Consider the following 10,786-nt stretch of genomic DNA (forward strand, 5'->3'; position numbering starts at 1 on the left):
CTCCGTTAGGACTGCCGGCCCGGGTTCTAACTTCAGGTCAGCCGAAACACCCCGCCGAGAACTGTCACCCTAAGGAGGATTGCGATGTCTGATATCGATCAGCACGGCCCAGTAGTGGTCGGCATCGACGGCTCACGGGCGGGCGTACACGCCGCAACGTGGGCGATTGATGAAGCAATCGATCGCGATGTCCCGTTGCATCTCGTCCATGCGACCCGAATAGCAGTCACCACCAAATCTTTCGTCGATGACTATCAGATCGACAAAGAGTACGCGGAGACCGCGCTGCGCGAGGCCGCTGCCGCAGTCCAAGCGACCGAGAAAGCAGTCAAAGTCGAATGCTTCATCCGTCATGGCTTAGCTTCGGACGCCCTAGCAGATGAATCACGTGGCGCCAGCCTGATGTGCGTCGGCTCCGAAGGCATCGGCCGAGTGGCAAGCGCCTTCTTTGGCTCAACAGCAACTGACGTCGCCATACGCGCACATTGTCCCGTTGCGATCGTTCACCGTCCGGAGTTGTCTGTCGATAAGCGCCCGAAGTGGATTGCCATGCCAGTCAACGGACCTCACGATGCAGACGAGGTCATCGAGGCTGCCATGAATGAGGCACGCATACGTGATCTCCCGGTCCTTGCAGTTGGCACCTGGCAAGAAGATGTGGCTGACTCGCCCCACGATGAGCTCGATCGCACGGTGGACGGACTTCGCGAACGCCACCCAGATGTACGGATGTATCCGGTTGCGACACGAGCTGACATCGGACGGTTCCTGAACGAATGCGATGAACCTGTATCCCTGGCAGTCATCGGACCCGCCGATGTGCCTCACGTCATTCACATGCGTCCATCGCCCGAGCGGGGCGAGCGAACGATCCTGATAGTCCGTCATTAGTGACACAGCTGACGAGACGGAGGTAGGCAATGTCATCAAGTAGCAATGCCGCAATTATCGTTGGGGTCGACGGGTCGCCCTCTTCGGATGCGGCAGTACGTTGGGCTGCACAGGAATCGGCCATGTATCGCGTACCCGTGCATCTCGTGGGCGCGTTCGATATCGAGCGAACCCACGTCCATGAGCAGCAGCGCCGTGAACGGATCTACCAATCACGCGAACGCCAAGCACAGTTGGCGCTGGAGCGGGCGCAGCGAATCGTCAACGCAGTCTCCAACAACGCGGTCCATTGCCACGTTGCCTTTGGACACCCAGTGCAGGTGCTCATGGAGGCGGCGCGAGACGCACGTATTCTCGTGGTCGGTTGCCGCGGACTGCGGCCCATGGATAGGCTTTTGTTGGGATCAGTCAGCACGGCGCTTCTCCATCACACGCCGTGCCCGGTGGCGGTCGTTCATCAAGAGGCTGTGCCCGACAAAAGCTTGCCGGTGTTGCTCGGCATCGATGGATCGCCGGCTTCCGAGCGGGCCACCGCCATCGCATTCGCCGAGGCATCCCATCGAAAAGTCCCTCTCGTGGCGGTACATGCCTGGCACGACTGGAATGTTGTCGGGCCGGAGATCGACCTCGATGTCACAGTGAATGAGGAAAAACAGACTCTGGCAGAGAGACTCGCGGGTTGGCAGGAGCGGTATCCCGACGTAACCGTTGAGCGCCGCGTGGTCTGCGATCTCGCGAGGCACTATCTTGTCGAGGAGTCCGCTCACAATCAGCTGGTCGTGGTTGGCAGTCACGGGCGGGGCGGATTCACCGGCATGATGCTCGGCTCGGTCGCTTCGGCGGTCGCGCAAGCCTCGCGGGTTCCCGTCGTCGTCGCGCGCCCATCATGAGCGGCGCCAAGCCGTCACCCGAAATGGCGCCACCGATAACTGTCCGAAGTCTCGACGGGTTGCCAATCCTCTTGAGGCAGTTGACTACCCAGGATGCCGCCGCTGTCGCCGAGGTTCACTCGAAACTCACCATAAAAGAGCGCTACCTGCGGTTCTTCACGACGCACTCATCGGCCCTAAGCGATCTCACCGATTCACTCACGACCCAGTCGAAGAACCAGCTGTCAGTGGGGGCATTCGAAGGGCAACGATTGATCGGTATCGCGAACTATGCGATCTCCCGTGGAAGTAGCGCTGAAGTGGCACTTGTGGTTGCACATGCCGATCAACATCGCGGTATTGGCACCATGCTCCTCAAGCGCCTCGCTGAATTGGCGCTCCGAAACGGCATCACGCGCTTCACCGCAGACGTCCTCGCCGAAAACCACGCGCTACTGGTCATGCTGCGCGAACTACGATTACCCCACACTGTCAACCAGACTGGTCGCGATGTTCTTCACCTCAGCGTTCAACTGACGAAACTCACCTCGCCACCAAGCCTCGACACCGCCCAGCCCCACTCCGTAACGGCTGCCCTGCCAAACCGGCGATAGGGAGCTCTGCATTACTGAGTCCATCGACGAGAAGAACGGCGGCGGCCTGACCTGACCGGCGGACCGAGATCGCCTGATATTCATCCGATGTAGGCACACAGGGACAGCTCAACTAAAGAAGTAGCCCCAGTGCAACTTTGGCGTGATCACCGAGGACGGCGAGTGGGTGCACCGCAACGCTGCCGCCAAGGAATTGGTCAGCGCCAGACCTGGGAGTGGGATACCCTCCGGGGTGTCCCGGGTGACCAGGCTGCTCGCCTTACTGCCCCGTCACTCCTCGCCCCGCGCCACAGCCACGGCTGCGCGACACCAAGGGCGCCTGCGTTCTCCCGAATCCTGATTGGCCGGTCCGATGCTGACAGCGGATTCTCAGGTATGAGATCTAGCCTCATTCGTCGGTCCCGGAATCAACGAGAAGGACGCGATGGCTTTCAGCGTGAGAAATCTTCGCCCCGAAACAACGAGCACACGGATCGCTGCGGTTCTGGCAACAGCGCTGTTCGTGGTCTTCGCGACATTGGCTGCAACAGCGCACCACTACGGCTCGGGCAGCGCTGTCGATCACCACACGTTGGGCTGGTTGGAGATTCATCGGCATGGTTGGCTCACCGCGGTGGCAGTCGTCGTCACCCACCTCGGTAGCCCGACGGCGGTGTCTATCGCGACAGTCATCGCGGCACTGGTGATCTGGCGTTTCACACGCTCGGTGAGAACCGCTGCCACCGTCGCAGTCGCGGTCGGATCCGCATTCCTCCTTGCCGCGGTGGCGAAATGGACTGTCGGAGAGCATCGCCCGCCTGGAGACGCTCAGCTGGTTGCCGAAAGCGGCTGGTCCTTTCCCTCCGGCCACGTCACGGGCACAGCTGCTCTCGCTTGGATACTGACCGTGGTCGTCGCTTACCGGTACCGCGATTGGCGACGGCATGCGGCGCTATTGGGGACGATCGCTGCGGTGCTGTCGGTGGCCGGCAGTCGTCTCTATCTCGGAGACCATTGGATGGTCGATGTCTTGGCAGGAGTCGTGTTGGCGACGGCCGTGGTGACCATTGCGGCGGCCGTCCTTCACCGGGCTGACGCAACCGCCCACTCTCCCCGGGCCGTGGCCTGAGATGTTCGCACCCGCTGAGCCACCGACCTGGACGATGCTCTGGTGTGCCTGGCATTTCGATGCGGCCGCGGCCGTGTGCACTGTCTTGCTCGGCGCGGGCTATAGCTGGGCACTGGTTCGCGCGTGTCGCCATCAGGTGACGGTCAGTGCCGCCTCGGCGAGCTGCTTTTTCGTTGGAATCGGCTGCTGGGCGCTGGCATGCATGAGCGTCATCGGTGTCTATGCGCAGGCGCTGTTCTGGATGCGTGCACTGCAGGTTGTCTTGCTACTGCTGGTCGTCCCGTTCTTCTTAGCCCTGGGGCGGCCGGTCACTGTTGTGCGCAGCGCACTGCATCCGCGCATGCTGGACAGATTCGATAGCGCAGTGTCGTCGATGCCCGCGCGCGTGGTCACTCACCCGCTCACCACATCTCTGGCGATGCTGGTCACCCCATGGTTGCTCTATCTCACGCCCTGGTACACGGCCTCCCTCACAGTCGGCGTGCTCGGTGCGGCGACAAAAACACTGTTGGTGTTCATAGGGTTTTCGTACTTCTATGCCCGCCTTCAGGTTGACCAGGTACCCCGCAGGTACCCACAGCTGATCTCACTGCTGATCAGCGTGGCCGAGACGATCGGCGACGGGATACTGGGTTTGGTGCTGTGGCAGGGGCCGCTTGTGGCGTCGGCCTATTACCTGGCGCTGCACCGCTCTTGGGGACCGGATATGCGGACCGATCAGACCTATGGTGCCGGGATTCTCTGGATACTCGGCGACGTCCTTGGGCTTCCGTTTCTCCTGCTGCTCATGCGTGCGCTGTCGGCCGACGACAAAGCGCAGGCAGCCCGGATCGACGCGGAACTCGACCAGGCCGACCAGGCCATAGCCGATGTGGGCGACGCGGCGGAGCAGGACGAGGGCTCCTCGACGTTATGGTGGGAGAACGATCCGCAGCTGCGGGAGCGGTTCGGGCAACGCTGAGATCCGCGTCGCTAGTGATCTTTCCCTCGTCAACTTCTGCACACTTCGTCTATTTTTCGGGCAGTATGGACAGATGGATGTCCCACGGTGCGGCCTGCCGTCGCCCGTCGACTCGCCGTTATCGGAGTCCGCTCCGCGTCAGCGCCCACCACGGCCGTCCTCCCCCGCAGTCGATATCTCGACACCCATCGGTCGTGCCGTCGCGGGCTTCTACCTCGCTTTCGAGGCCGTCGACGATTCCGACAGGCTTCGTGAGGCCACGAATCGACTTGGCCAGCCTGATGCCCCCGAGGCCGACACCCGCGAGAAATACCTCGCGCTCGCCCGCGCCATCACCACCGTGGAGACGATCCGCCGCCACGCCGGGAGCACATTGCGCGAAATCAGCGCCCGCGCCGCACGTACGGCCGGACGCCTCACGCACGATTCGGCGGCTCTGCCTTCGGACATCAACGACGCAATCCATGCCGCTGTGCGTAGCGAGTCCATTGCCGTCTGCGAGCGCGCCGTGCAGCTGATCAACGATCAGACCCGCGTGGTGCTGGACCTCGACGAGGTAACGAGCACCATGACGGTGCCTGGCTGGTTAGCGAGCCGGGGCCTGACGGACTAGTGGGCCGCGGCATCCCAACTGCGGCCGTACCCCACCGAAACCTCCAGTGGCACATCGAGCGGATATGCCGAACCCATGGTTTCGCGGACCAGCGCTTCCAGCGTCTCCCGCTCGCCGTCGGCCACCTCGAACAGCAGCTCGTCGTGCACCTGAAGGAGCATGCGTGACTGTAAGCCCTTGTCGCGCAAAGCGTTGTCGGTGGTAATCATCGCGACCTTGATGATGTCGGCAGCGCTCCCCTGGATCGGTGCGTTGAGAGCGGCACGTTCGGCCGCCTCGCGCCGCAGACGATCGCCGCTGTCCAAGTCGGGCAGGTAGCGGCGCCGGCCGAGCACTGTCGAGGTGTATCCGTCCTTACGCGCCTGATCCACCACGGCGTGCAGGTATTCGCGAACGCCACCGAATCGCGAAAAGTACTGGTCCATCTGCTCTTTGGCCTCGTCATTAGAGATCTTGAGCTGGGTGGCAAGGCCATAGGCGGACAATCCGTAGGCCAGGCCATAGGACATCGCCTTGACCCGCCGGCGCAACTCGCCGGTGACCTCGTCGATCGGCACCCCGAATGCGCGGGCGGCCACAAACGAGTGCAGGTCCTCGCCGGTGTTGAACGCTTCGATCAGGCCCTCGTCGGCCGACAGATGCGCCATGATGCGCATCTCGATCTGGCTGTAGTCAACCGTCATCAACTCGGCGTAACCCGCGCCGACCACAAATCCGTCCCGGATCTCACGACCGGCCTCGGTGCGCACCGGGATGTTCTGCAGGTTCGGCTCGGTTGATGACAACCGGCCCGTCGCTGCGATCGTCTGGTTGAAGGTGGTGTGGATACGCCCATCGGCCGCAACGGATTTCAGTAGCCCATCGACGGTGACCTTCAGCCTGGTGACGTCGCGATGTGTGAGCAGATGCTCCAGGAATGGATGTCCGGTCTTGTCGAAAAGTGTCTGCAGGGCATCTGCGTCGGTGGTGTAGCCGGTCTTGGTCTTCTTGGTCTTGGGCATGCCGAGCTCGTCGAACAACACAACCTGCAGCTGTTTTGGAGAGCCCAGGTTGATCTGCTTACCGATCACCGCGTAGGCGGCGTCGGCTGCCTCGCGGATACCGGTGGCGAACTGGTTCTGCAGAGAGGTCAGGTGGTCGATGTCGACGGCGATACCGACGGATTCCAATCCCGCAAGCACCCGCTGGACCGGCAGCTCCATGTCAGCCAGCAGACCCGACGACTCGATACGTTCGAGCTCGATGTCGAGTGCATCGGCGAGGTCGATGACGGCACGGGCACGCAACATCTGGGCCTGAGCTGCCTTGGCATCACCGGCGCCGTCGTCATCGAGTAGTGAGAGCTGTTGCTCTCCATCGTCTTCGGCGCGCAGCTCGCGGCGCAGATACCGCAACGACAGGTCGTCGAGGGCAAAGCTGCGCTGCCCCGGGCGCACCAGGTAGGCCGCGAGAGCGGTATCGGAGGTGACACCGTTGAGCTGCCACCCACGCCCGGCCAGTGCGTGCATGGCCTGTTTTGCTTCGTGTAGCGCCTTGGGGCGAGCTTCGTCGGCCAGCCACGCCGCGAGAGCTGCTTCGTCCTCTGGCGTGACCGTGGTGGTGTCGATGTACGCACCATCGCCGTCGGCCGAAGCGACGGCCACCGCCGTGGCGTCGCCGTCATAGGGCGTGTACGCCCCGACGATGGCTAGTCCGCTACGGCGACCATCGGAGGTGTGTGTGGCCAGCCAGTCGGTGACAGTTCCCGGCTCGAGTGCCTGGCCCACCAGCTGGAATCCCTCGTCTACCTCAGGCTCGACAGCCTCCAGGGTCTCAAACAGCCTGTCACGCAGTACCCGGAACTCGAGATCGTCGAAGAGCCGGTGGATCTGATCACGATCCCAGGGGGCCAGCGCCAGCTGGGCAGGGACATACGGAAGCGGCACCGTCCGAACCAGATCGGTGAGCTCACGATTCAGGACCACCGAGGCCAGGTTTGCGCGCAGTGAGTCGCCGACCTTTCCGCGCACGGTGTCGGCCTTGTCGATCAATTCCTGCAACGAGCCGTACTCGAGGATCCACTTGGACGCGGTCTTCTCGCCGACACCGGGAATCCCGGGCAGGTTATCGCTCGGGTCGCCCCGCAGTGCCGCGAAATCCGGGTACTGGGTTGGCGTCAGGCCGTATTTCTCGACCACCGCCTCCGGCGTGAACCGGGTGAGGTCGCTGACGCCCTTGCGTGGATACAGCACCGTCACGTCGTCGTTGACCAGCTGCAGCGAGTCGCGATCACCGGTGACCACATAGACCTTGAAACCCTCGGCCTGTCCCTGTGTGGCCAGGGTGGCGATGATGTCGTCTGCCTCGAAGCCCTCCTCGGCGAGCACGGTGATGCCGAGCGCCTGCAGGACTTCCTTCGTGATGTCGATCTGTCCGCGGAACTCATCGGGCGTGGCCGAGCGGGTGGCTTTGTACTCGGGGTACCGCTCCGAGCGGAACGTCTTGCGGGAAACGTCGAAGGCTGCTGCCACATGTGTGGGCGCCTCATCGCGCAGCAAGTTGATCAACATCGAGGTGAATCCATAGACCGCGTTCGTGGTCAGCCCGGACTGCGTCTTGAAGTTCTCGGCCGGGAGTGCATAAAACGCCCGGAACGCCAGCGAGTTACCGTCGAGCAGCAGGAGGGTCGGCTGTTTGGTTCCGGTCTTCGTCGCAGGCGCAGTCACCCTCCTACCCTAAGCAACGGGTGCGACAGCACCTATGACCCCGATGCCTTATCCAGCGCAGCGTCGAACACAGCTCGGTGACCACGGATCTGCACGTGATGGGTGCGTGCCCAGAGCACCAACGCGGCGGAGATGCCGTGCAGGTCGATTCCCAGCGGTGTCAGCGCGTATTCGACTCGAGGTGGCACTTCGGCGAACGCGGTGCGCGTGACGAGGCCATCGCGGCGTAACAGCATCAACGTGCGGGTGAGCATGCGCTGCGAGATGCCCGGAATGGCCTCGTGCAGCTCGGTGTATCGGCGCGGGCCATCGTGCAGGGTCGCGATGATCAGCACGCTCCACTTGTCGCCAACGCGGTCGAGTACCTCCCGAATGAATTCACCTTCGGCGAGTCCTACCCCGGCACAGATCCTCGGCAACGCGGGGCCGACGGAGGTCATGTCGAGCTCGGTCACCACGCACATCCTTGTTCGCGGGCGCACACGTGTGTGCCTTTTGTAAGAGGTCTAAAACATCTCCATGATGGTGCTACGCACATATCAGAAGAAATGATATGACCTGGAGGTTAGTCATGGACAGAACAATGCTGGTGTTGGGTGCCGGCAGTGGCACCGGAGCAGCGGTGGCGCGGCGGTTTGGGCGCGAAGGGTTCCACGTTGCGGTGGTCGGCCGCCGACGCGAACCACTCGATACTTTGGTGGCAGACCTCGCGGGAGGAGGAGTGAGCGCGACCGCGTTTTCCGTGGACCTCACCGATGACATCCGCGTCGAGGAACTTCTCACAGCAGTCGACACCACATTGCCGCCAATCGAGGCGATTTACTACGGCCCCTCGTCGCCGGTGGCATTCACCCCGGCGCGCGATCTCACCGCCGCCGAGGCCGACCATTACTGGGCGCTGTTCGTGCGGCCGCTGATCCGCACGGTGAGCGCCGCGCTGCCGGGGATGATTGACCGGAAACGCGGAACGATCCTGGCCACCATCGGCGGTACCGGGGCCAGGGCGATGCCGGAGATGAGTGGGCCCGGTCCGGCTGCCGCCGCGGCACGAAACTACCTGCAGGGCTTACATTCTGAGATGGCGCCACGCGGCGTGTACGTCGGGCTGCTGACCATCGGGGCTCTCATTCTCGGCAGTGAGATGGCGGCGATAACACCCGGGGGCGCCCACGGGTTTCCGACGGTCGAATCGGCGGCGCTGGCTGAGCACCTGTGGGGTATGTCAACGGTGCGCAGCACGTTCGAGAATTTCGTGCCGCGGGACTCGGCCTTCCGGCCCTGATCCCGCTGCGCGGGACACAAAACTGACACACGTTTCAATTCGTTCGCGAGCATGGGTAATCTGACCGGGTGCCTACAGATCAAGCCCCTGCCGTCGACGGCTGGTTCGATACCGACGAATCCGGCCAACCGCATTTGATTGGCGGCAAGTGCACACAGTGCGCCACCATTGTGTTTCCGCCACGCGCCAACAACTGCCCCAACCCGGCCTGTGACAGCGATGTGCTGGATCAGGTGCCGCTGTCCTCGCGCGGCACGGTCTGGAGTTACACCGAGAACCAGTACGCACCACCTCCCCCGTATCCGCCCTCTGATCCGTACGAGCCGTACGCGATCGCTGCGGTCGAGCTGGCGGCCGAGGGCATCATCGTGCTGGGCAAGGTCGTCGCCGGTACCGGTGCTGCCGATCTGAAGGTGGGCCAGCCAATGGAACTCGCCCTGGAGCCGCTGTACACCGACGACGAGGGTGTCGAGCGGCTGGTCTACGCATGGAAGAAGGTTTCCGCATGAGCCGCACCCCGGATCCCGTCTACATCCTCGGCGCGGGCATGCACCCATGGGGCAAGTGGGGACGCGACTTCACCGAGTACGGCGTGGCGGCCGCCCGCACCGCGCTTCAAGACGCCGAACTGGATTGGCGCCAAATTCAATTCGTCGCCGGAGCGGACACCATCCGGAACGGCTACCCGGGCTTCATCGCCGGTTCGACCTTCGCCCAGAAGCTGGGATGGAACGGTGTGCCCATCAGTTCGACCTACGCGGCCTGCGCCAGTGGTTCACAGGCGTTGCAGAGTGCGCGCGCTCAGATCCTGGCCGGATTCTGCGATGTGGCGCTGGTCATCGGGGCCGACACCACCCCCAAGGGCTTCTTCGCACCAGTAGGCGGCGAACGCAAGGCCGACCCGGACTGGCAGCGTTTCCACCTCATCGGAGCCACCAACCCGGTGTACTTCGCGATGCTGGCCCGGCGGCGGATGGACCTCTACGGCGCGACCGCAGAGGATTTCGCCCAGGTGAAGGTCAAGAACTCCCGGCACGGCCTGAACAACCCGAACGCGCGTTTCCGCAAGGAATCCTCGGTGGAGGATGTGCTGGCCAGCCCGGTGGTGTCGGATCCGCTGCGGCTACTGGACATCTGCGCGACCAGCGACGGCGCAGCGGCCCTCATTGTGGCCAGCGCCGACTTCGTGAAGAAGCATCTCGGTTCGGTCGACGGCGTGCCCTCGGTGCGCGCCGTCGCAACCATCACCCCCAAGTATCCGCAGCATCTTCCCGAACTCCCCGATATCGCAACCGATTCCACCGCGGTGGTGCCGGCGCCCGATCGTGTCTTCAAGGACCAGATCGTTGACGCCGCGTACGCGGAGGCCGGTATCGGCCCCGAGGACGTGAGCCTTGCCGAGGTGTACGACCTCTCGACGGCCCTGGAGCTGGACTGGTACGAGCACCTGGGCCTGTGCGCCAAGGGTGAGGGTGAGCAGCTGCTGCGCAGCGGCGCCACGACGGTCGGCGGCCGGATCCCGGTGAATGCCTCCGGTGGTCTGGCCTGTTTTGGCGAGGCCATTCCGGCGCAGGCCATCGCGCAGGTGTGCGAGCTGACCTGGCAGCTGCGCGGGCAGGCCGGTGACCGGCAGGTCGAGGGTGCCCGGGTTGGGATTACCGCAAACCAGGGCTTGTTCGGCAACGGCTCGTCGGTGATTGTGGCGCGCTAGCAGCGCTTACCTACGATCGCGGGGCGTTAGCC

The 10,786-nt window shown here is 63.4% G+C and carries 11 protein-coding genes; 9 read left to right on the forward strand and 2 right to left on the reverse strand.

Annotation, left to right across the window (positions count from 1 at the left end; genetic code table 11):
• Positions 1-84 precede the first annotated feature (84 nt).
• The 6 genes from HBA99_RS13035 to HBA99_RS13060 all read left to right on the forward strand — a co-directional run bounded on the left by HBA99_RS13035 (position 85) and on the right by HBA99_RS13060 (position 5,056).
• Complete coding sequence (locus HBA99_RS13035) at positions 85-891, forward strand: universal stress protein (RefSeq protein ID WP_057969717.1); 807 nt, start codon at positions 85-87, stop codon at positions 889-891.
• 29 nt (positions 892-920) lie between these two features.
• The gene (locus HBA99_RS13040) at positions 921-1,781 is read left to right on the forward strand and encodes a universal stress protein (protein WP_070952526.1); all 861 of its coding nucleotides are present in this window, start codon (positions 921-923) and stop codon (positions 1,779-1,781) included.
• 23 nt (positions 1,782-1,804) lie between these two features.
• Positions 1,805-2,374 carry a GNAT family N-acetyltransferase gene (locus HBA99_RS13045; protein WP_268968093.1) on the forward strand — a complete coding sequence of 190 codons (570 nt, stop codon included), beginning with the start codon at positions 1,805-1,807 and terminating at the stop codon, positions 2,372-2,374.
• A gap of 424 nt (positions 2,375-2,798) precedes the next feature.
• Positions 2,799-3,482, forward strand: coding sequence for a phosphatase PAP2 family protein (locus tag HBA99_RS13050; protein ID WP_070952528.1), 684 nt, complete (start codon positions 2,799-2,801; stop codon positions 3,480-3,482).
• Position 3,483: 1 nt separating this feature from the next.
• On the forward strand, positions 3,484-4,443 hold the full coding sequence (locus tag HBA99_RS13055; RefSeq protein WP_070952529.1) for a cytochrome c oxidase assembly protein: 960 nt from the start codon (positions 3,484-3,486) through the stop codon (positions 4,441-4,443).
• Between the two features lie 73 nt (positions 4,444-4,516).
• Positions 4,517-5,056 carry a hypothetical protein gene (locus HBA99_RS13060; RefSeq protein WP_109494430.1) on the forward strand — a complete coding sequence of 180 codons (540 nt, stop codon included), beginning with the start codon at positions 4,517-4,519 and terminating at the stop codon, positions 5,054-5,056.
• Here HBA99_RS13060 and polA read toward each other — a convergent pair.
• Complete coding sequence (gene polA, locus HBA99_RS13065; protein WP_070952530.1) at positions 5,053-7,761, reverse strand: DNA polymerase I; 2,709 nt, start codon at positions 7,759-7,761, stop codon at positions 5,053-5,055. The genes HBA99_RS13060 and polA overlap by 4 nt on opposite strands.
• Positions 7,762-7,793: 32 nt before the next feature.
• Complete coding sequence (locus HBA99_RS13070) at positions 7,794-8,201, reverse strand: winged helix-turn-helix transcriptional regulator (RefSeq protein ID WP_070952633.1); 408 nt, start codon at positions 8,199-8,201, stop codon at positions 7,794-7,796.
• Positions 8,202-8,332: 131 nt separating this feature from the next.
• Here HBA99_RS13070 and HBA99_RS13075 point away from each other — a divergent pair, with 131 nt between their 5' ends.
• The 3 genes from HBA99_RS13075 (at position 8,333) to HBA99_RS13085 (ending at position 10,754) form a co-directional block, all read left to right on the forward strand.
• Positions 8,333-9,043, forward strand: coding sequence for an SDR family NAD(P)-dependent oxidoreductase (locus HBA99_RS13075; protein WP_070952531.1), 711 nt, complete (start codon positions 8,333-8,335; stop codon positions 9,041-9,043).
• A 68-nt stretch (positions 9,044-9,111) separates the two neighbouring features.
• Complete coding sequence (locus HBA99_RS13080; protein ID WP_030097764.1) at positions 9,112-9,552, forward strand: Zn-ribbon domain-containing OB-fold protein; 441 nt, start codon at positions 9,112-9,114, stop codon at positions 9,550-9,552.
• Positions 9,549-10,754 (forward strand): lipid-transfer protein, encoded by a 1,206-nt coding sequence (locus tag HBA99_RS13085; RefSeq protein ID WP_030097763.1) that lies wholly within the window; start codon positions 9,549-9,551, stop codon positions 10,752-10,754. The genes HBA99_RS13080 and HBA99_RS13085 overlap by 4 nt, the downstream gene beginning before the upstream one ends.
• Positions 10,755-10,786: the final 32 nt, after the last annotated feature.

Origin of the sequence: Mycobacteroides chelonae, from assembly GCF_016767715.1 — a bacterium.
In the GTDB taxonomy this organism is placed as follows: Bacteria; Actinomycetota; Actinomycetes; order Mycobacteriales; family Mycobacteriaceae; genus Mycobacterium; species Mycobacterium gwanakae.

Excerpts from the sequence above, each read along its gene's own strand:
- HBA99_RS13035 (WP_057969717.1), top strand. The coding sequence starts at position 85 with ATGTCTGATATCGATCAGCACGGCCCAGTAGTGGTCGGCATCGACGGC.
- HBA99_RS13040 (WP_070952526.1), top strand. The coding sequence starts at position 921 with ATGTCATCAAGTAGCAATGCCGCAATTATCGTTGGGGTCGACGGGTCG.
- HBA99_RS13045 (WP_268968093.1), top strand. The coding sequence starts at position 1,805 with ATGGCGCCACCGATAACTGTCCGAAGTCTCGACGGGTTGCCAATCCTC.
- HBA99_RS13050 (WP_070952528.1), top strand. The coding sequence starts at position 2,799 with ATGGCTTTCAGCGTGAGAAATCTTCGCCCCGAAACAACGAGCACACGG.
- HBA99_RS13055 (WP_070952529.1), top strand. The coding sequence starts at position 3,484 with ATGTTCGCACCCGCTGAGCCACCGACCTGGACGATGCTCTGGTGTGCC.
- HBA99_RS13060 (WP_109494430.1), top strand. The coding sequence starts at position 4,517 with ATGGATGTCCCACGGTGCGGCCTGCCGTCGCCCGTCGACTCGCCGTTA.
- HBA99_RS13070 (WP_070952633.1), bottom strand. The coding sequence starts at position 8,201 with ATGACCTCCGTCGGCCCCGCGTTGCCGAGGATCTGTGCCGGGGTAGGA.
- HBA99_RS13075 (WP_070952531.1), top strand. The coding sequence starts at position 8,333 with ATGGACAGAACAATGCTGGTGTTGGGTGCCGGCAGTGGCACCGGAGCA.
- HBA99_RS13085 (WP_030097763.1), top strand. The coding sequence starts at position 9,549 with ATGAGCCGCACCCCGGATCCCGTCTACATCCTCGGCGCGGGCATGCAC.